This window comes from Exiguobacterium chiriqhucha RW-2, assembly GCF_000416965.1.
Taxonomy (GTDB): domain Bacteria; phylum Bacillota; class Bacilli; order Exiguobacteriales; family Exiguobacteriaceae; genus Exiguobacterium; species Exiguobacterium chiriqhucha.
The window spans coordinates 106,354-126,982 of record NZ_ATCL01000014.1 but is presented as its reverse complement, the minus strand read 5'-3'; the positions used below and the strand labels follow the sequence as shown (position 1 = coordinate 126,982).

The following is a 20,629-nucleotide window of genomic DNA, read 5'->3' as shown; positions in this document are numbered from 1 at the left end:
GAATTGACTTTGGAAACTAGCAAATTAAAACGTGAACTGTCCACGCGGCAGTTGACGATGATTTCGCTCGGTAGCGCCATCGGGACGGGCCTCTTCCTCGGAAGCGGGCTCGCTATCCAAACGGCAGGACCGAGTGTGCTCGTCAGTTACGCCATCGGAGCCTTCATCGTCCTGTTATTGATGGGCTGTCTCGCTGAGATGACCGTCGCCCATCCGACCTCGGGCTCGTTCGGCACAATCGCCGAACGCTATGTCCATCCGCTCGCCGGCTTTTTGGTCCGCTACTCGTACTGGGTCGCCAACGTCCTCGCCATCGGCGTCGAAGTGAGCGCAATCGCCATCTATATGCGGTACTGGTTCCCCGACGTGAACGGATTCGTCTGGGTCGCCGTATTCGGCGGATTGCTCATCTACGTCAACGCCCGGCACGTCCATACGTTCGGGACGACCGAATACTGGTTATCGTTCATCAAAGTGACGGCCATCATTCTGTTTATCGTCCTCGGTGCCGCCACGCTGTTCGGTCAACCCGGTTCACCAATCGAATCGATCACGACCGGCGATGAAGGTTTCTTCGCCTTCGGGTTTTACGGGATGTGGGTGACGATTTTCATCTCGCTCTTCAGTTTCCTCGGGACCGAGCTCGTCGCCGTCACGGCCGGCGAAGCGAAAGACCCGGACCGCGCCGTACCGAAAGCGTTGCGCGCGACTGTGTTCCGTCTGACGTTCTTTTATCTCATCACGATTGGGATCATGCTCATGCTCATCCCATGGCAGCAAGCGGGCATCGATCAAAGCCCGTTCGTTCTCGTCATGCAACAGTTCGACGTGCCTGGCGCTGCTGGCATTTTGAACTTCGTCATCTTAATCGCTGCCTTGTCGGCGATGAATGCACAGCTCTACGCGTCAACGCGAATGATGTATTCCCTCGCCGAGGCCGGTGATGCTCCGCGCATCTTTAAAAAAGTCAGCACTAGCGGGATTCCAATGCCCGCTTTGCTCGTCTCAACAGGCGGGATTATTCTCGCGGCGTTGCTTCAAGTGTTCATGGAAACATCGTATCCATTCTTGATGGGCATCTCGATGTTCGGAGCCATCTTCACATGGTTCATGGTATTCGTCTCCCACTTGTTCTTCCGTAAGAAGTGGACAGGACGCAAATTACCGGTCCGCATGATCGGTTACCCGTTCTTGCCGTTACTCGGTGCCGGACTATTGCTCAGCCTCATGATCACAACATGGTTCACCGACTTCAATATTCTGCTCAAGTTCGGGATTCCATGGTTGGTCGGATTGACCGTCATCTATCTCGTCCGTGAGCGGTTCCGCAAAGCAAAGGATCAATCAGACGACATCGAGCAAGCCAACTGAAACAAGCGCCTGTCCGCAACGGATAGGCGCTTGTTTTTAGTTTTGCTGGGACACAAAACGAGGACCTGTCACGATTGACGGGTCCTCGTTGAATATCAGAAGAACTGACGTGGGTTGACTGTGCTTCCCGCGCTCGTTCCTGAATATGAATAGCTTCCTTGGTGAATCTCGAAGTGAAGGTGCGGGCCTGAAGAGTTACCCGTGTTGCCGAGTCCACCGATGTTCGACCCTTGCGTCACACGTTGACCGGCGCTTACTGAGACCGAGTTCAAGTGTGCATAGACCGTCGTCCAGACTTGTCCGTTGATGACGTGGGCGATCATGACGTGATTCCCATATGCGCCACCCCAGCCTGCACGGATGACCGTTCCCGTTGCCGAGGCACGGATTGGTGTTCCGACAGGTCCAGCGATATCGACGCCGTTATGGAACGAGTAGCCGAATTGACCGCTTGCCGGTCCCCATCCTTGTGAGAAACGTCCCGTTGTCGGTTGAATGAACATTGCGCCCGATGGTGCCGGTGCCGATGTGGTCGGTGCCGTCGGAGCTGGTTTAGGCGCCGGTGCCGGCGCCGGCTTTGGTGCTGGCGCAGCCGGTTTCGGTGCCGGTGTGCTATTTTGTGTCGTCTGGTTTGAAGATGAAGACGACTGGGTATTATTGTTATTGTTCTGCTGTTTTTGAGCTGCTGCTCGTTCTGCCTCGGCTTTAGCCGCTGCCGCTCTTGCTTCTTCTGCTTGACGGGCCGCTGCTGCTGCTTGCGCCGCTTCTGCTTGGCGAGCTTCTTCAGCTTTACGGGCTGCTTCTTGACGAGCCGCCTCTTCAGCACGACGACGCGCTTCTTCTTCCTCACGACGTTGCGCTTCAATCTCAGCCGCAATCGCTTCTTCTTGCGCGATTAACGTCGCTTCGATTTCTTGAAGGTCGAAGATTTGCGATTCGAATTTGATATTCTTGTCCTCGAGCTCTTTGATGCGAGCTTCGCGCTGTTTCATCTTCTTCTCGAGTTGAGCTTGACGTACTTCTAGCGCTTTTTGTTGCTTCAAGAGCGATGTGCGTTCTTCTTTAAGTGATGCTTGCGCTTCTTGTAACGATTGACGCGTCGCTTCATAGTCTTCAAACAACTCTTGGTCGCTTCGTTGAATCGTTCCGGCCGTGATCATCCGTGTGATCAAGTCCGAGAAGTTTTTCGAACCGAAGATGAACTCAGCCCAATTGATTGAGCCGCCGCCATTCGTTTGCATCGTGGCCATACGCTCTTTCATCATTGCTTCTTGAGCCTTCATCTTCTTCTCATAGCCTTTAATGTCAGCTTCGAGGTCTTCAATTTTCAACTCAGTACGCTTGATTTCTTGGCGTTTCGCTGCGACATCATTGATGATGTCTTGAAGTTGGGCATCCATCTTGTTGACTTCAGCTTGAACTTTCGAGATTTCATTTTTATTTTGCTTAATTTTCGAAGACGTATTCGATTGGTTCTGTTTGACGTTATTCCGTTGCTCTTGCACTTTCTTCTGCTGCTCTTGTTTCTCCTTGATTGACGTCGAGGCATCAGCCACCGAGTGCGTCCCAAGAAGAAGCGCGCTAAGCGTGAGTGTCGAGACGGTGCGTTTCCAATTGATCAATGGGGACATCCTTTCTATTGACGGGGTTAGGGTTCACGTACTATTTAAAGGTCAGTCGTTTTGCTATGTAACAAAAACGATTATTTTTTTAGTTTCAACACGACTAATTATATCGAAGTGTCGAATGTTTTCCTGTTAAAGTTATATTTCACTTTTATTACGACGAAGGGGTGGGAAACCTTATACGGCTCCCCACCCCTTTATATTTCAACATTTTTTCACTTTTCTTTTCTCGAAACATAGTTGTAATAATAGATGAAAATAGGAAATTATTGACCTTATATTAAAAAAGTATAATCCAGGTATTTTTCTAAGTCTAACCATTTCCAAAAAACGTAAAAAGGGCCTGTTTAGTCTCTCGCTCCAGGCGAAAAAGGCTAAACGGGCCAATTGTTCGTTGGTGTGGAGACAAGGGGTCTCACACTCCGAATGATACATGATGACTGTTAATCAGGCGTTAACGTTTGATTACAGTTTGAGCGCGCCAATGATGACGAACACCCAGGCCGCGATAAACAAGACGCCGCCAATCGGTGTGACCGCTCCGAGCTTCGTGATTCCGGTCAGCGCCATCACGTAAAGGCTCCCCGAGAAGAAGATGATTCCGGCGAACATGAGCCAGCCTGCCGTGCTGAACTGGCTGATGCTCACTTTCATCAAGACGCTCGCCAAAGCGATAATCCCGATGGCATGAATCATATGGTAGAGCACCCCTGTCTGCCAGTTCGCGAGCATGTTCGGTGTCAGACGTTCTTTCAAGGCGTGGGCCCCGAACGCACCGAACGCGACGCCGAGTGCCATCAAGGCAGCGCCGATGATGAGCAATACTTTCATACTAATTTCCCCCTTATCGCACTTTGCGTGCAGGTAAATTCCACTTTCGATAGTAGGATATCACTCGAAGCGTCGCCACGACAATTAATAGCGCATACACCGCAAGCCCACCTTCGAGCCGGAAATAATACGTGACGACCGCGATAATGATGGCCCAAATCGCATATACTTCCGATTGTAAGACGAGCGGCTTACGGCCGGCCAACAAATCACGGACGACACCCCCACCGACACCTGTCAAGACGGCAGCCGCAATCGCTGCCGATAATGGTAAATCGAGCTTGATGGCGACTTGTGCGCCTTGAAACGAAAAGGCGACAAGCCCAATCGCATCGACGATGACACCCCAGCGTTCCCAATGGGGCAAAACGACGCTCGGCAGCAGGAAGATGAGCAATGCGACAAGAAAACAAAGGATGAAGAGATCATTTTGTTGCCAAATCAAGCTGACGGGGTTGCCGAGCAAGACGTTTCGGATCGCTCCGCCGCCGAAGGCTGTCGTAAAGGCGAGCAACCATACCCCAAAAATATCATATTTCTCGTCCATCGCGATGATGGCGCCGCTCGCCGCGAACGCGATTGTCCCGACGACGTTGAGTAATTCCCACTCCATAAACATCCCTTGCCCTTTCTTGAAAGCATTCTGTGGTAAAGTTAAGATACAAAAAATCAGACCAGTCGAGCGACTGCTTGTAAAGGATGTCGGTACTTTATGAAACGAATCGCCTTGTTCCGCATATGGATTATCGTCACAATGTTCGCCCGATTCATCATTAAAATTTATGCCTTCTCACGCAAACAGCAGCAAGGTCTCGCGTCGACCGAAGAATACGAGACACTCATGTTGAATCTCGCCCGCGAGTATAAGCGAAACGCGCTCCGACTCGAGGGGCTGCTAATCAAGCTTGGCCAATTCTTATCGATTCGAGCCGACTTGTTGCCCCCATCCGTTTTAAATGAATTGTCGGAGCTCGTCGACCGTGTCCCGACTTCAGGCTGGGACAAATCCCGCGCCATCTTGGAAGCAGAATGGGGCGTCCCTTACACACAGGTCGTGAAAGACGTCGGCATCGATGCCGTCGCCTCCGCTTCGATTGGGGAAGTATACGGCGCGACCCTGCTTGAGACAGGGAAGCGTGTCGCTCTGAAAATCCAGCGTCCGGACATCGAAAAAATCATTCGGACCGACTTTAAAGCGATGCGAATCGTCACGACGATGCTCAAGCGGACCTCGCTGGCAAAATCGACCGACTTAGATAGCTTATATCGCCAAATGATTTTTGTCATCGGGGATGAATTAAATTTCCAAACCGAATTAAAAAATGCCCTTTATTTCAAAGCGAAGTACGCCGAAAATCCGGACGTCTACATACCGGACTATTATGATCATCTCTGTTCGAACCGGGTGTTGACGATGGATTGGGTCGATGCGCGTCGCATCACCGACCTCGCCTTCTTGAAAGAGAATAACATCGATCGCTCCGCCCTGGCCGAACGCTTATTCACGATGGCGGCCGAGCAACTGTTGTTCGGCGGGAAATTCCACGCCGACCCACACCCGGGTAACGTGCAGATCCGAGCCGATGGCACGATCATCCTGCTCGACTTCGGAATGGTCGGCTCGACGACACCACAAGATATGGCGACCATCCGTAAAATCCTGCAGGCGTTCATCTCGCTCGACTATGACGGGGTCGTCGACGGCCTCGAAGACTTGCGCTTCTTGTTGCCGACGGCGAACAAGCACAATATCCGCCAGGCACTCGAGAAAGCGGTCACGTTCTATTTAGAGACCGATATCGACACGGTCGACACGAAATTGATTGAAAAAGTGTTGCAAGACATCCAGTTGCTCGTCAAGAACGAGCCGATTCAATTGCCAGCCGAGTTCGCGTTCTTCGGTCGAGCTGCCTCGACCTTGCTCGGGATTTTACAAATCCTTGATTCGAAAATCGATTTGTTTACGCTCGGTAAACCGATTGTCATTCAATGGCTCGAGGCCGACGGCACGACAATTCAAAACCGTTACGTCATGACGGCACTCAACTACGGCAAGAAGTTGCTGAACGTCCCGCCGCTCCTCGATAACTATTTGAAAGAGCCGACCCGGAAGCGCCTGTCCGAACAAGCGATGTTCCAACGTGAGCTCGAGTCGAAAGAACTGCTCCATCGTCAAACGTTCAACGCTGGCTTGATTATCCTCGGCCTTGTCGTCGGGCTATTCGGCTATCTCCGACCGGATGAGTGGCTGTTCTGGTCAGGTGGCGTCGTCTCGGTCATCGCTTATTTCAACTCAAGACGCCTCGGTCGAAAGATTCGTCATTTGGCCCGCCAAGATTTCCGCGTCTGAACCCGTCACTCCCTGGAGTGGCGGTTTTTTTCTGGAGCCACGTCCCGATATAGGCGGCGACTTGCTGCAAATCCCGGTCGGTCGTCCATCCCATCGTCGCGACTTGGAGACAGTTCGCGCGCTGCAAATAAACGCTCTCGAACTGGACTTGATAGCCGTGGAACGCCAATTGATATCCTAGCTCAATCGAGGACAGTGTGTCTGGCAGCGTGAGCGAAAAAATGCCCGGCGCTTGGTCGTCCCCGAGTTCAACCGATACACCGCGGCGCACCAGTTCATGTACGAACGCATCAAGTTTGGATTGATGGGTCGCAATCTCCGCGTCCGTCAGCTCGTGCAAGGCGACGTCCATCGCTTGAATGAGCGGGACCGATTGCGTGAAGGCGATTGGGTCATAGCCTGCCAAGTCCAAATAACGCGGAATCGACGGGTTCGGGACAGCTCGTTCTCGCATGGCGACAAACGCCAATCCAGGAGCATTTCGGAGCGCTTTGCCCGAGACGAACGTCACCAGATGCGCGAACGAATAGTCGGTCACTTTCGTCCCGACCACACTGATGGCATCAATCGCAATCTTCGTCGGATGTGTGTGTGCATACTGACGCAACTGGTCCAAATCGACCAGCTTCCCCGTCGACGTCTCGCAATGGACCGTCCAAATCCAATCTGGTGCATGTTGTCCGATTCGCTTTAAGTCGAGACGACGCCCAGCCGAAAGCGGGACGACATCAAATTCAAGACCAGCCCGATTGGCATGGTCAATCAGCCGCCGTCCGAACTCCCCTGTGTCGATGATCACGCCACGTCCGCGCAACTGGGCGGCGACGGCATCGTTCGCAATCGTCCCGCTCCCGAGCAACGTGTAAACATGGGGCAACTTGACGAGATGGCTCAGCCTCGACTGGACCGAATGGAGCAAACGGCTGGCCTCAGTCGACCGATGTGATACCGGCTGAGCGGCAAGCGCAGCGCGCACTTGATTCGACAGTTCGACGGGACCGGCGAGGAGTAGCTTTGGCCGCAACGTTCGAGCGGTCTCTGACTGCATGAACCCATAGCGCGTCAACTGCATCGGCACGTATAACGCCTCCGCCGTCCCGACCGGTTCTGCGAACGGGATAAACCCAAACCGTCGATATAGCTTCTGTTCGCGTACGGTTCCGCTGATGACAATCCCTTCCACACCCCGGTCTGTCGCTTCCATGAGCATCGCTCGCATAAGGCCGGCAAACGTCCTCGTGTTCCGATAGGCGGGCGTCACGGCCAATAGCCGGACTTCAATCCACTCTCCCGGCGGCAGTGTCACACCTTTTTGTTCAAGTGAAAACGGGTGTTCGTCCCGGATGGCACACATGGCGACGAGCTGCCCGTCCGCCAACCCAATCCAATATGTATTCGTATCATGAAAGCGGTCGACGAGAAATCGGTCCGCGTTTGGATGGTGCTGCGGGATTTCCTCGACGAACGTCTCATAGTTCAGTCGGTGAATCGCCGAAGCATCCTCCGGCGTTGCTCTTCGAAATTCAATCACGTTGTTTCCCCCTTATGTGGTGATACACGATGAGTAGCATCGTCAAACCGGCCAATCCGACATCTGTTGCGTCCCCCCAGGCCGCGAGCGGTAGGAGCACGAGCATGACGAGCCCCGTCTCGCGCGAGTTACGCGTCACTTTGATGAGAAGCAACAACAGCAGAAGTCCCACGATAAAACATAGCGGGCTGTACGCTAATATAATTCCAGAAAATACGGCATACCCCTTCCCCCCGGAACGAATATGCCAAATCGGATAAATGTGGCCGAGCGTCAAGGCGAGTCCGGTCTCAAAAAAGTATGGACCGCTGATTGACAACACGAGTATCGTCTTCAAGACGTCGAATCCGTAAACGAACAAGAACGCTCGCTTCCCGCCGATCCGTAACGCATTGCGGGCACCGGTGTTGCCCGATCCGGTCGTAGCCAGATGTTGACCACTCCACATGCCGTACAAGCGCCCGCCCAGGATACTGCCGACGACATAACCGACGATGATGATCCACATGGCGACCCTCCTCTTTGTAAAATTGTGTATGATTTTTGAAAACGGGTACTTTTACAATGTGACCTAGACGAAAGGGGAAATCAAGATGCGAGTGGAGAACAATTTCATCAATGGAGAATGGATTGATACATCGGACACGATCGAGGTGCGCAACCCCGCCACCGGAAACATCATGGCCACGGTGACAAAGAGTGACACGGCCGAAGCGAAACAGGCTGTCGATGCCGCGTACGATGCCTTGAAGGACTGGCAAGAGAAGACCGCCGAAGAACGCGGCGCTCTCCTGCTCGAATGGAACCGCCTGATTGATGAACATACGGAAGCCATCGCTCGGACGATGGTTGAAGAACAAGGCAAGCCGTTACAAGAAGCCATCGGCGAAGTCCGCTATGCGAATGGCTTCATCGAGTGGTACGCCGCCGAAGGAAGACGCGTGTACGGCGAGACCATCCCGGCCTCGTCGAACAAGAAGCGAATCTTCGCCATCAAGCAACCGGTCGGCGTCGTCGCCGCCATCACACCATGGAATTTTCCGGCGGCGATGATCACCCGGAAGCTCGCACCGGCTCTGGCTGCAGGTTGCACCGTCGTCCTGAAACCGGCCTCCGCGACGCCGCTGACGGCCATCGAACTCGTCAAACTGGCCGAGAAAGCCGGTTTCCCCCCCGGTGTCATCAATCTCGTCACCGGGAAAGCCTCTGACATCGTGAACACGTGGCAACACGATCCCCGTGTCCGCAAATTGACGTTCACCGGTTCGACCGAGGTCGGCAAGACGCTCATGCGCGGTGCCGCCGATACGATGAAGAAAATCTCGCTCGAGCTCGGTGGTCACGCCCCGCTCATCGTCACAGCGCAGGCAGACCTCGAAAAGGCCGTGCCTCAAGCCGTCGCGACGAAATTCCGTAACGGCGGACAGACGTGCGTCTGTGCCAACCGAATTTATGTCGAGCAATCCATCGTCGATGCGTTCTCTGAAAAATTCATTGAGGCCGTCGCGGCGCTCGAAGTCGGGAACGGACTCGACGAAGGGACGGATATCGGCCCGCTCATCGACGAGGCCGCGGTCGAGAAAGTGATGAAGCACTTGGAAGACGCCCAAATCCGGGGCGGGGAAATCACGGGTGGCGAACAGCTCGACGGATTGTTCGTCCGGCCGGCCGTCGTCCGCTATGCGAATGAGGATATGCTGTGCATGAACGAGGAGACATTCGGCCCCGTCGCACCGATTGCGTCGTTCGATACGCTCGAGGAAGTAATTGAGCGGGCGAATGCGACCCCGTTCGGTCTCGCCGCTTATGTGTTCACGCAAGACATCAACGAGGCCCTCTATTTGGCCGAAGCGCTCGAATACGGCATCGTCGGCGTCAATGACGGTCTCCCGTCGACGCCGCAAGCACCGTTCGGCGGGTGGAAGCAGAGCGGTCTCGGCCGTGAAGGTGGTCACCATGGCATCGAAGAATTTTTAGAAATCAAATATATCTCGCTTGGACTTTAAAAAAATTCCGGTTGAACATCGCGTTCAACCGGAACTTTTTATGATTCGATATACGTAATCAAGTCGTTCGGCGTCGCAATTACATGATCCGCGAGCGCCCATTCGTCCTCGTTTCCAAACCCAAATCCAGTCAAGACGACCGGGAAGTCATGGGCCCGAGCCGCTTCGACATCCGATTTCCGGTCCCCGACCATCACATAGTCGTTCTCGCCGTGACGGAGGCGATGCGCCGTCAAAATGTCGGCTTTTTTCTCACCACTTACGGATTCGAGGCATTCTGGCGCCGTCATGAACTGGCGAATGTTTTGCGAGTCGAGAATCAGGTTCAAATAATGGACACCGCAGTTGCTCGCGGTCGTCAACGTGTGCCCTTTTTTATGAAGCGCCTCGAGCATCTCATAGATGCCGTCGAACAAGACGAGCTGTCCTTCCATCGCCCGCTCGAGCGTCTCATGCCGCAACTTGCGGATTTGGCGAATCTCTTCAATCGTCGCTTCCGGGATGACATGTTCCCAAAATGCGTTGCCGGCCAACCCGTAACCGGAACGGACCGCATCCTCACTCGGTTTCGGTAAATGTGGAAGTTGCTCCAACGCCTCGTGAATCGCTTGCGTCATCGGTCCGGTCGTGTCGACGAGCGTCCCATCGATATCAAATAAAATGACTGCCATTGTCTGGTCCCCTCTCTCTTTCCTATGTTCCTACCGTAGCAGAATCCCCTGAAAACCGAAAGCGGAAACGTTTCATAAAAATAGCTCTAGCTGAACATATTGTTCGGCTAGAGCTGTTCTCATTATCCACGCCAGAAATTCATACCGCCTTTGACCGAGTAGACGTCCGTATAGCCGGCACTCTTCAACATCGCAGCGGCCCGTTGGCTTCGCATCCCGCTCTGACAGATGACGTAGACCGGACGATCTTTATCTTTCGGATACTGCGCGCTCGCATTGCCGAATCCTGACAAAGGCACGTTCTTCGCTTGTTTGATATGCCCGCCCTTGTATTCATGCGGTTCCCGGACGTCGAGCAATTGAATGTTCCGCTCTTCGGCAATCTTTCGTTTCAACTCATCCGTCGAGACTGTTTTCGTGCCGTTCCGCTTCGTCCACCAAAAATAAATCAATCCGATCACTACTGCAACAAACAAGAAGTCAAGCATAGTCACGCCTCCGTTAGGTATATTTTAGTTAATCCCATTATACCCCCTACGGTATATAAGTCAACGCGAACGCCTCACAAAAAAAGCTGTGCCACGGGGCACAGCTTAAAAGTCGAGCAATGAATCAGTTTTCGGTTTGTCCTCTTCTTCAAGCGGAATTCCAAGGAACGCCGCCATCTGACGATCGAGCGGCGGCTTCGACTCGACCGGTTGGGCCACGGGAACCACTGCTTGTTGCGTCGGAGTCGAATCGGCGAGCAGTAGCTCGCAATACCCCATCAGCTTGGCCAAATGGCGCTTCTGGGTCTCTCCGCTCGACTGTTCGATTTGTGTCATCACTTGCTTCATCTGCAGGATGACTTGTTGTTCCGTAATCATCTATCGCACACATCCTTTACCGTTCCATTCTGAGGCAAACGAGGGGCTGGCCGCAAGTCCGATGCTCGTTCAGACGTGAGTCTCTGAGCGCGTCGTGAGCCATGTCTGGAACGCTTCAAAATCAAACCGGACTTGATTGGCGTAAAATTGGGACCACCTTGTGATTTGACGGATAAACAGCGGGCGCGACACACCGATGGCCGCCGCGATGCGTTCACTCGCCTCATAATCGAGCACGTTCGCATCTGCATCCGCCCGGGCATGAATCTTGGCGGTGATTTCCGCCTGCACTTTCAACGTCTCGATGAGCGATTCCTCATTCTTGATGTGCTTTGCTTTCACTTTTCGCTTATACGGTGACCGCTGACGGACGTAGTATTCATTCCCATCAATCGTCAAGTAGCCGAGATACGGGTCACGACTGTGCACCATGGCACGCTGGGCCGCGATGACACGGGCCCCTTGATGGGACAGCCCGTCCTCAAACAATGGATGCGTCGGCAAGAAGAGAGACGGGACGGCCGATTGGGCTTGTTTCATTTCAAGGATGAGATCCTCGTCATGCTCCTCGTCCGCGCCTTCAATCAAAATATAATAGCGTTCGAGCCCAATCGAAGCGGTGCCACTCTCACGTTTAATGGCGATATCTTTAATCTTGTAATGGTCGGCGTGATGGCGATGTTTCTCCGATAACGACGACAAATAGTCCGGCCATGCCTGCTTGATTTGCTTCGCCGTCTTCGGACTGACCGGAACGAGGTCGTCACTCGTCGCAAAGTAACGCTCCTCATCCCGCACTTCCGTCCGCTCGGCCATGAACGCGTCTTTCTTCTTCTCGGCCTTTTTAATCACTTTCTTGATCGCTTTGCACGTGTTCGCTTTCGTAAACTGGACATCTTCGTCTTTCCCGTTCGCGTAACGCTCAATCGCACGTGCATACGTGTCAGCATATGTCTCGATAGCACGAGTCGCATCAAAACCTGACTCAGCGGCAAACAAGTCAACTGAGATGGCCATGCGCAGCACATCAAACAAATAAGAGCCGAGATACGCCTCATCAAAATCGTTCACATCGTAAATGATTGTCCCGGCGCCATCCTCGAACACACCAAAATTCTCAAAATGGAGATCGCCTTGAATGAACGTCGGATGGGACGCATCGGTATCGAACGCGAGCGGCACTTTCGCAAAATCATAATAGAATAAGTGCGAACTCCCCCGAAAGAACGAGAACGGCGTCGCGCTCATCTTGTTATACTTCTCATCTCTGGCGGCTTCCGATAGATTCCGAATCGATTTGTCGTAATAATCCAAGACGGTCGCGAGCGTCTCACGACGGATTTGTTGTTTGACGGATGTGAACATGGCCTTCTCCCCTTCACGCATCAAATAAGTGCTTGTACTCTCCATATCCTGCAGACTCAAGTTCTTCTTTTGGAATGAAACGGAGCGCTGCCGAGTTGATGCAGTAGCGCAAACCACCGAGCTCTTTCGGACCGTCATCGAACAAGTGGCCGAGGTGGCTGTCGGCTCCCTTCGAACGGACCTCGGTCCGGACCATGTGATGCGTCGTGTCCATATTCATGTCGATGCGCTTCTCCTCGATCGGGCGGGCGAAACTCGGCCATCCGCAGTTGGATTGGAATTTATCGCGCGACGTGAAGAGTGGTGTCCCATCGATGACATCGACGTATAAGCCTTCCCGTTCCTCATCCCAATATTCATTTTGGAACGGAGGCTCAGTGCCGTTCTCTTGCGTGACTTTATATTGCATCGGCGTCAGACGATTTTTCAATTCTTTCTGCAACTTCTTGTCGCTCCACGCCTCTTTCACGAACTTGGCCCGGCCAGAACCGACGCGGTACATCTCGTAACGGAACGGGTTTTTCTTGTAATAGTCTTGATGATAATCTTCCGCTTCCCAGAACGTCTTCGCCGGACGGATTTCGACTTCAATCGGTCGATCAAAACGGCCAGAGTCCTCGATTTCTTGTTTCGAGCGTTCGGCCGCGACGCGCTGTTCTTCCGAGTGATAGAAGATGGCCGGGCGATACGACTCACCCCGGTCGTTGAACTGTCCGCCGCCATCGGTCGGGTCAATTTGACGCCAATAGATGCGCAACAATTCCTCATAGGAAATCACGTTCGGGTCGAACGTGACCTCAATCGCCTCGAGGTGACCCGTCGTCTCCGAACAGACTTGTTGATACGTCGGGTTGTCGACATGTCCGCCCGTATAGCCGGAAATGACGCGCTCGACCCCTTCGTATTTATGAAACGGTTTGACCATGCACCAAAAACAGCCTCCCGCGAATGTAGCTTTTGCCATAATAAATCCCTCCTTACTATGTAGTGTACCCAAAAATTCTCACAGACAACAAAAAACGAGAACCACGAACGTGTTCTCGTTAATCTTCTTCGACCCGATTCATGTGGCGCATCACTAAAAATAAGATGACACCGACGATGGCCGCCCCGAGAACAGTCAACGCCAGGTTACCTCGAGCCGATAATGTATAAAAGATGGCTAACCCGATCAAGATGAGCGCGATCGGAATAAAAGCGCGTTTGAAATGATCCCAATACCGCACGGACAGTCCCCCTTTTCCTCTATGATACCAGACTTATTTGCTAAGATAGAGTGGAAGATGATGTTCCATTTCAAAGGAGGCACCTCATATGGAAGTTGAACAATTATGGGCCAATCGTCCGACACTGATGTGGGAAGACCGGATGAACGAGGGCGATGACGTATATACCGTCGAGCTGATCTTTGCCGTCGATGCCGCGCTCCGACGGTACGTGACCGCTTTATTACACGCAGACGGGACGGAAACAGACGTGTTAGCGGCCGTCCGCGACGTCGTGTTGCGCCTGAATGAGATTGATGAAGAGCACGACCATTTCATCGAGACGGTCGAGCGTGAAGAATTGTACGACTTCATTCAAGCCGGCGCCGTTCTAGCCGGTTATGAGACGACCGAAGACGTGACAGAAGAATGGCGCGAATGGTGAACACATTCCTTTCATCCAAAGAGCGTCAACTTGATTTGAATATGCTAAACTGAAACTAATTATTTCCATTTCATGTTAGGGGATACGTTCATGCTTACCATCATTAACTCATTTTTTCTGAATCTGTGTATCCTGTTCACGTTGTTCACGATTTCGTTTCTCCCTTTCCGAAACCGGCCACGGCTCACACCGAAATCGCCTTTGAAAGGCAGAATCCTGCTCGGTGTTCAAACCGGGGTCGTCGCCTTGATTTTACTGGCGAACGCACTGCCGCTCGAAGGGATTCTGATTGATTTGCGCTCCATCCCAATCTCACTTGCCGTTCTGTTCGGTGGATGGGTCAGCGGAACGGTCGCAGCCGTCATCTTTTTGACCGCCCGCTTTTTGATGGTCACTGACGGAGCATATATCGGCTTTTATTTGGCCGTCTTGACGATGATCGGCCTCGTCCTTCCAATCAGCCTGTTGCGACTCAAACTCGATAACACCCGCAATACGTTGCTCGTCTTCACGACAATCAGCATCTCCGTTTTCGGCGCTGCCATCTATTACGCGTTACCGCTTCAATTGTTCTATCCCGTCATTCTCGCCTACGTCGTGATGGCATACGGCGGCGCCTGCGCGGCTTACCGGTTACTTCAAGAACTGCGTCGTCACTTTGAGAACGTCCAGCATCAGCAACAACTTGCCCGGACGGACGCATTGACCGGCATCGCCAACCGACGCTTGTTGAACGAGGCGATGGCCAACTTGAACGTCGAGGCAAAAGAGTACGCGTTGATCCTTGTCGATATCGATCATTTCAAGCGCGTGAACGACACGTACGGCCATGACGTCGGTGACGACGTGTTGCGTGAGCTCGGCATGTTGCTCGTCGCCGAGAGCGAAGAGCGTCATCTCGTCGGCCGCTTCGGCGGAGAAGAATTTTTAATCATCATGCCGAACGCCAAGAAAGAAGAAGTGAGCCGCTTGGCCGAATCTATACGAGAAAAAGTCTCGACGTTCCCGTTCGAGACGAGCGCCGGGACGTTACATATCACGGTCTCGCTCGGTGCCTGTCATTCGAACGACATCGAAGTCGACAGCGTGTTGAAGCATGCTGACGAAGCGTTATATCACGCTAAGGAATCTGGTCGCAATCGGTTCATCTTGGCATCGCAATCGGCGTAACGTTCGCAACAGATTGCGGTTTTCCGCAGTTTTCCCGCTTTACTTTCAACTAGTGAATCGGTACACTAGGCTAGACTTTGATTCGATGATTCTTACAGTTGATCATAGATTTGGACAGAAAAAGGGGAAACACATTTCATGACAGTATTGTTATCACTATTCGGTTTGATGTTTGTGGGATCGTTCATCCTCGACTATCAACGTGGCAAGACGTTCCGCCAGTCGCTCTTCGGGGGAGTCGACACGATGAAACGGAACTTGTTTATCTTTTTACGCACGTCACTCTCGATGATGATTTTCATCGGCCCGCTCTTGCTCATCTCCATGTTCGCGTTCTCGGAGCTCGTCTCATTCGAGACGGTCGCCGCGTTCATGATTTCCGTACTCAGCATCGGTTTCGCGGAACGCATCATCGGGATGATCGTCGCACCGCTCGTCCGGACGTTCTGGCACCAGCGCGGCAAATTGATGCCGCTTTATCTCGATGCCGGCCTCTACATCTTCCTCTTGTCGATTCTCATCCTCGAGTTTTTGATGAACATTCCAGGTGTCGAACTCGGTGCATCAGCCATCGCCGTATTTTATGCGTTCGCGCTCTTCTATATCCGCTATTTGTTCAGTCTGATTCGCTTCACGTTCCGTAAAGGCGTGACGTCAAGCTGACGACCGACCGCAACCTGAACTGGTTGCGGTTTTTTTGTATCACTTCCTAATTGACAATGAGAATCGTTATCACTTATACTCTAGATGTAGCTCCCAAAAGCTTGACGTAACCGTTCCCCAAACCATTACGTCACGTGGATTCCCCTCCACGACACTCTTTTTGAAAGCAATGCGACAACCCCCATTTGTTGCACCCAAATTTGCCATCCAAAAAACGAGCGGCTCTCCGACGGAGCCGCTCGTTTTTTCATGCGAAAATATCTTGCTCGATTTGTTTCAATCCATAGAAGACGCCACGGGACCGCATCAGTTCATCATACGTTCCCGTCTCTACGACGCGACCGCCTTCCATAACGATGATGTGATCGAAGCGCTCGAGCCCGGTCAAGCGATGGCTGACCATGACGAGTGTCGAGGATTCGGCACGGCGGAATACTTCGGCGAACACGTCCGCCTCGGTCCGCGCATCGAGGGCCGACGTCGCTTCATCGAGAATCCAGAGCACCCCGTTTTTTAAAAGTGCCCGGGCGATGGCGAGCCGTTGCCGTTCCCCGCCCGACAAGTTCGCCCCTTTCTCGAGGACAGGCTCATCGAGTGAGAAACCGAGCCGGACGCTCGCGAGCGCCGCTTCCATGTCAGCGTCGGTGAACTCTCCAGCGAGCGCCAAGTTCTCCCGTACCGTCCCGAAGAAGAAGTGATTCTCTTGAAGGACGACGCTGGCTTCACGCCAGACCGATGCTTGGGTCACATCGTCCAAACGTTGCCCATTCAATCGAATCTCGCCGGAATCGGGTCTGACGAAAGCGAGCAACAGTTGCAGGAGCGTCGATTTTCCCGAGCCGCTCGGCCCGACGATGACCGTCTTCGTCCCGCTTCGTAACGTCACGTCCACGTCGCTCAGGACGTCGCGGTACGTATCCGGATAGCGATAGGTCACGCGCTCGAACGATACGTCCGGAGCGGATTCGAGTACCATGTCCGTCCGGGCGGCCTCGGCCGCGACAATCGCTTCACTCGGCGCGACGACTTCGAGCAGTCGGTCGGCCGCTTGCTTGCTGTCGGCAAAGTGGCCTGGGAAGACCGCCATCGGTGTCGCGTTCTCAAACGCGGTGAGCGACATCATGATGAGCATGGCCAAAAATAGGCCGTTCAACTCGCCGTCGACGACGAGATACGCCCCGATGGCAAGAACACCCCACGAGACGAGCAGGGATGCCGCCACGACGAGTGACGAGTTGAAGAACTGATTCGTCACATCCCGCTTCTGCGCTTCGGCGTAACGGTCACTCTGTTCGAGCAGCTCGCCGCGTGTCCGTCCAAGTTTATGATGAAGCAACAAATCGCGATATCCGTACATCATCTCTGTCATCCCACTCGACAGGTCACCCCGTAAGGCGCGAAGCTCGCGGTCGTGCTTGGCACGGATTCGGGCGAAGAACGCCGGAATCAAAAAGCCGGTCACGAACACACCGAACAAAATCCAGAGGCTGACCCACATCGAGAAATACGTGACGAAAAAAATCGTACTCAAGAAGACGAGCACCAAGATAATCGGCGGATAGAATACCCGTAAAAAGTAGTTTTGCAAGCTCTCGACGTCACCGACGACGCGAGCGAGCAAATCCCCGCTCCGATACTTGGCAAAGATGCTCGGCACGAGCGGTTCGAGCTGGCGGTAAAACCGGACCCGCAACTCGCTCAAAATTGTGAATGTCGCCCGGTGCGAGGCAAGGCGCTCTTGATAACGCGCACTCGCCCGAATCACACCGAACAATTTAATCAAAACGACAGGCACCATGAGCGCATAGAGCGGCGGTACGAGACCGGCCCGTGAGACGAGGTAACCGCTCGCCGCGAACAAGGCGACGGCCGCGATGCCGGCCACGTACCCAAAGAAAATCGAGAGGATGATATCCTTCTTCTCGCGCATCATCCATTTCGTGATCGTCCAAAGTGAGTTCATCCTCTCACCCCTTTCTGTAGCGTGAACAAGTCAGCGTATTGCGGAACGCTGAGCAATTCGTCATGCGTGCCTTGGGCGAGGAGCTTCCCATCGTCCATGAACCAAATCGCGTCCGCCTGCTTGATCGTATGCAAGCGATGCGCGACCGTGACAAGCGTCGCCTCGCGCGACAACTCCTCAATCGAGCGCCGAACGATTTGCTCCGTCACTAAATCGAGCCCTGTCGTCGGTTCATCGAACAAGATGATGCCCGGTCGTTTCAAGAAGGCGCGGGCCAAGGCGAGCCGTTGCCGTTCGCCTCCAGACAATCCATAACCGCCTTCACCGAGTTCGGTATGAATGCCGTTCGGCAATTGCGCGATGACATCGTTCAATCCGGCTGCATTCGCGGCTTCAAGGATGTTTATCTCGTCGGCCGTTTCCCCGAGGGCGATATTATCGGCGACGGTACCGGCGAACAAATACGGATTTTGTGAGATGTAGCCAATCGTGTCATACCATGACGAATCGGTGTATGTCTCGAGCGGTTCTCCGTCGACGAGGACACGTCCACTGTCCGGTTTCACGAGCCCGGACAACACGTTCAAGACGGTCGTCTTGCCGGACCCGCTCGCCCCGACGAGCGCCACGTGGGCACCGGCAGGAATCACACCGCTTAATGGATGCAGCGTAAAGCGTCCACCTTCATAGGCGAACGAGACGGCGTCGAGCTCGAGGTCGGGTGTCGGGCTCGTCAACGTCCGGTCGCCCCAGGTCAAGCGTTCATCCGGTGCATCGAGCGCCTCGAAAATACGGTCGGCCGCCCCCATGCTGCCTCGTCCGGTGTGGAACGCACCGCCGAGGTCTTTGATGGCCAAATAGTATTCCGGGGCCAAGACGAGAATCAAAAAGCCGGAGAAGAACGTCAAGTTCTCCCAGACGACCATTTGGAGCGCCACTTCGAGTGCGACGACGCCCGTGCTGAGCATCGAGATGAACTCGAGCATGAGACCCGACAGGAACGCCGTCTTCAAGACGACCATCGTCGCGTCGCGGAAGTCGAGACTGCTCTTTTCAATCGCTTGCGCCTCACGCTCGGTCCGACCGTATAGTTTGAGCGTCGTCAATCCTTGCAACACGTCCAAGAACTTGCCGGAGAACTGATTCATTTTCTCCATCTGCTGTTCGGACTTCTTCTGGGTCGCAATCCCGATGATGATGAAGAAAATTGGGATGAATGGAGCCGTCACCATCATGATGACGCCTGAAATCCAATGTTGGCTGAAGACGACGACGAGAATGAGTAGTGGAATAATCGACGTTTGAATGACTTGCGGCCAATATTGGCTAAAGTAGGCATCGACTTCGTCGACCGCGTCCATGAACACGCTCACCTTTTTACCGGATTGACCGGATAGTGACGTCTCAATCGGATTCGACGTATAGCGGTCGAGCAATTGCAATCGGAGTGTTCGTTTCGCCTTTTCTGACAGGCTCGCTCCAATCCTCCCCGACATATAGCCGAAACCAGCTCGTGTGACGAGCGCGAGGATGAGCCACCCGAGCGTCGGAACGACGCTTTCAAACGATGCATTTTTTAAAAAGACTTGATCGACAATGTCGACAATCAAATAGGCTTGAGCTAAAATCGACAACCCAATCATCACTGCCGCGATGATGAGTCCGACGATATGGCGTTTTTCTGCTAAAGCGAGAGCTTGCAGTCGTTTCACTGCGTTCATCCTTTCTATCAATCAGGAGACTTTTTCTTTGTGAGGATTCTCACTAATTATACCTGATGCACCCTTGCAAGGCGAACGCTTCGCTTCCTCAGACATGCAAAAAACGCCACGTCCCACACGCGGCGCCATCACAGCGACTGTTCAAAATATTCAGGATGACCGATCATCAATTCCCGCGCATCAAATTGAAGCACGTCTTCTTTTCGCAACCGCGATAAGATGTTCGACACGGTCTCTCGTGACGTACCCGACAAGCGCGAAATCTCAATTGTCGTGAACGGGCAGCGGACACGGACGCCCGTCGCTTCCGGCTCCCCGAGGTCTTCAATCAAGTAATGAATCGTGTTGAGCACCCGGTCAGTCGCACTCGGTGTGATGATGTCCTGGACACGGCGCTCGTGCAAATCGAGAATCCGGTTCATCTGTCCGACGATGTGGAGCAACATCGATGCGTTCCGCGAGACAAGCTGTTCGAAACGGTCGGTCGGCATATAGATGACCTCGATATCGGTCAACGCCTCGGCTGAATGTTGATAGTACGGTTCCGTCAACAAGCCACGATACGGGAACAATTGCTTCGGTTTCAAGTAGTCCGTATATTGATGTGTCGCCGTCTCGTTGCAACGCTCGAGCTTCACATAACCGCTAATCAAGAAATAGACCCGTTCCCGGGGATCCCCCTCTATGAACAAGAGTTGACCTTTCCGATACGTGCGGCAATAGACATGCGGCAACAGCGCCTCGAGCTCTCGTGTGGCACATTTGGCGAACACATCAAGCTGTCTCAAATCGTCCACCGTCCATTTTGGTTTCATGTCGCATCCTCCAATCCATCTTGCCTCTCTT

20 protein-coding genes are annotated in these 20,629 nt (G+C 53.3%); 6 read left to right on the top strand and 14 right to left on the bottom strand.

Translation table 11 applies throughout. From position 1 onward, the window contains the following. Window positions 1–3: 3 nt before the first annotated feature. The gene (locus tag M467_RS20370; protein ID WP_031199974.1) at window positions 4–1,371 is read left to right on the top strand and encodes an amino acid permease; all 1,368 of its coding nucleotides are present in this window, start codon (window positions 4–6) and stop codon (window positions 1,369–1,371) included. Between the two features lie 95 nt (window positions 1,372–1,466). Here the strand turns inward: M467_RS20370 and M467_RS20365 are convergent, their stop codons facing one another. The 3 genes from M467_RS20365 to M467_RS20355 all read right to left on the bottom strand — a co-directional run bounded on the left by M467_RS20365 (window position 1,467) and on the right by M467_RS20355 (window position 4,446). Continuing rightward, window positions 1,467–3,002, bottom strand: a complete 1,536-nt coding sequence (locus M467_RS20365; RefSeq protein ID WP_031199973.1) for a murein hydrolase activator EnvC family protein — start codon at window positions 3,000–3,002, stop codon at window positions 1,467–1,469. A 459-nt stretch (window positions 3,003–3,461) separates the two neighbouring features. Then, the gene (locus M467_RS20360; protein WP_021065995.1) at window positions 3,462–3,827 is read right to left on the bottom strand and encodes a DUF423 domain-containing protein; all 366 of its coding nucleotides are present in this window, start codon (window positions 3,825–3,827) and stop codon (window positions 3,462–3,464) included. A gap of 13 nt (window positions 3,828–3,840) precedes the next feature. Next, window positions 3,841–4,446: a trimeric intracellular cation channel family protein gene (locus tag M467_RS20355; protein ID WP_021065994.1), complete on the bottom strand. Its 606-nt coding sequence runs from the start codon at window positions 4,444–4,446 to the stop codon at window positions 3,841–3,843. A 93-nt stretch (window positions 4,447–4,539) separates the two neighbouring features. Here M467_RS20355 and M467_RS20350 point away from each other — a divergent pair, with 93 nt between their 5' ends. Continuing rightward, window positions 4,540–6,177, top strand: a complete 1,638-nt coding sequence (locus M467_RS20350) for an ABC1 kinase family protein (RefSeq protein ID WP_021065993.1) — start codon at window positions 4,540–4,542, stop codon at window positions 6,175–6,177. Here the strand turns inward: M467_RS20350 and M467_RS20345 are convergent. Then, window positions 6,116–7,708, bottom strand: a complete 1,593-nt coding sequence (locus M467_RS20345) for a GNAT family N-acetyltransferase (RefSeq protein WP_021065992.1) — start codon at window positions 7,706–7,708, stop codon at window positions 6,116–6,118. The two genes, M467_RS20350 and M467_RS20345, sit on opposite strands and share 62 nt — an antisense overlap. Continuing rightward, complete coding sequence (locus tag M467_RS20340; protein ID WP_021065991.1) at window positions 7,701–8,216, bottom strand: glycerol-3-phosphate acyltransferase; 516 nt, start codon at window positions 8,214–8,216, stop codon at window positions 7,701–7,703. Before M467_RS20340 ends, M467_RS20345 begins: the two co-directional genes overlap by 8 nt. An 85-nt stretch (window positions 8,217–8,301) precedes the next feature. On the opposite strand from M467_RS20340, the gene M467_RS20335 reads away from it, so the two are divergent. Next, window positions 8,302–9,714: an NAD-dependent succinate-semialdehyde dehydrogenase gene (locus M467_RS20335; protein ID WP_021065990.1), complete on the top strand. Its 1,413-nt coding sequence runs from the start codon at window positions 8,302–8,304 to the stop codon at window positions 9,712–9,714. A 38-nt stretch (window positions 9,715–9,752) separates the two neighbouring features. Here the strand turns inward: M467_RS20335 and M467_RS20330 are convergent, their stop codons facing one another. The 6 genes from M467_RS20330 to M467_RS20305 form a co-directional block, all read right to left on the bottom strand. Beyond that, entirely contained in the window at window positions 9,753–10,385 is a 633-nt protein-coding gene (locus tag M467_RS20330) for an HAD family hydrolase (protein WP_021065989.1), read from the bottom strand. Between the two features lie 122 nt (window positions 10,386–10,507). After that, complete coding sequence (locus M467_RS20325) at window positions 10,508–10,873, bottom strand: rhodanese-like domain-containing protein (protein ID WP_021065988.1); 366 nt, start codon at window positions 10,871–10,873, stop codon at window positions 10,508–10,510. Between the two features lie 105 nt (window positions 10,874–10,978). Beyond that, the gene (locus M467_RS20320) at window positions 10,979–11,251 is read right to left on the bottom strand and encodes a DUF5327 family protein (RefSeq protein WP_021065987.1); all 273 of its coding nucleotides are present in this window, start codon (window positions 11,249–11,251) and stop codon (window positions 10,979–10,981) included. A 69-nt stretch (window positions 11,252–11,320) separates the two neighbouring features. Further along, complete coding sequence (locus tag M467_RS20315; RefSeq protein ID WP_031199965.1) at window positions 11,321–12,616, bottom strand: DUF2252 domain-containing protein; 1,296 nt, start codon at window positions 12,614–12,616, stop codon at window positions 11,321–11,323. A 13-nt stretch (window positions 12,617–12,629) separates the two neighbouring features. Further along, window positions 12,630–13,580 carry a peptide-methionine (S)-S-oxide reductase MsrA gene (gene msrA / locus M467_RS20310; protein WP_021065985.1) on the bottom strand — a complete coding sequence of 317 codons (951 nt, stop codon included), beginning with the start codon at window positions 13,578–13,580 and terminating at the stop codon, window positions 12,630–12,632. 79 nt (window positions 13,581–13,659) lie between these two features. After that, the gene (locus M467_RS20305) at window positions 13,660–13,842 is read right to left on the bottom strand and encodes a hypothetical protein (protein ID WP_021065984.1); all 183 of its coding nucleotides are present in this window, start codon (window positions 13,840–13,842) and stop codon (window positions 13,660–13,662) included. An 88-nt stretch (window positions 13,843–13,930) separates the two neighbouring features. On the opposite strand from M467_RS20305, the gene M467_RS20300 reads away from it, so the two are divergent. From M467_RS20300 to M467_RS20290, 3 genes are all read left to right on the top strand, one after another. Then, window positions 13,931–14,266, top strand: coding sequence for a hypothetical protein (locus tag M467_RS20300; RefSeq protein ID WP_021065983.1), 336 nt, complete (start codon window positions 13,931–13,933; stop codon window positions 14,264–14,266). Between the two features lie 90 nt (window positions 14,267–14,356). Continuing rightward, window positions 14,357–15,436 carry a GGDEF domain-containing protein gene (locus tag M467_RS20295; RefSeq protein WP_021065982.1) on the top strand — a complete coding sequence of 360 codons (1,080 nt, stop codon included), beginning with the start codon at window positions 14,357–14,359 and terminating at the stop codon, window positions 15,434–15,436. 138 nt (window positions 15,437–15,574) lie between these two features. Beyond that, complete coding sequence (locus M467_RS20290) at window positions 15,575–16,099, top strand: hypothetical protein (RefSeq protein ID WP_021065981.1); 525 nt, start codon at window positions 15,575–15,577, stop codon at window positions 16,097–16,099. Between the two features lie 247 nt (window positions 16,100–16,346). Here the strand turns inward: M467_RS20290 and cydC are convergent, their stop codons facing one another. The 3 genes from cydC to M467_RS20275 form a co-directional block, all read right to left on the bottom strand. After that, window positions 16,347–18,062 carry a thiol reductant ABC exporter subunit CydC gene (gene cydC, locus M467_RS20285; RefSeq protein WP_021065980.1) on the bottom strand — a complete coding sequence of 572 codons (1,716 nt, stop codon included), beginning with the start codon at window positions 18,060–18,062 and terminating at the stop codon, window positions 16,347–16,349. Beyond that, window positions 18,059–19,783, bottom strand: a complete 1,725-nt coding sequence (gene cydD / locus M467_RS20280; RefSeq protein WP_031199963.1) for a thiol reductant ABC exporter subunit CydD — start codon at window positions 19,781–19,783, stop codon at window positions 18,059–18,061. Before cydD ends, cydC begins: the two co-directional genes overlap by 4 nt. A 128-nt stretch (window positions 19,784–19,911) precedes the next feature. Next, complete coding sequence (locus M467_RS20275; protein ID WP_021065978.1) at window positions 19,912–20,598, bottom strand: Crp/Fnr family transcriptional regulator; 687 nt, start codon at window positions 20,596–20,598, stop codon at window positions 19,912–19,914. Window positions 20,599–20,629 lie beyond the last annotated feature (31 nt).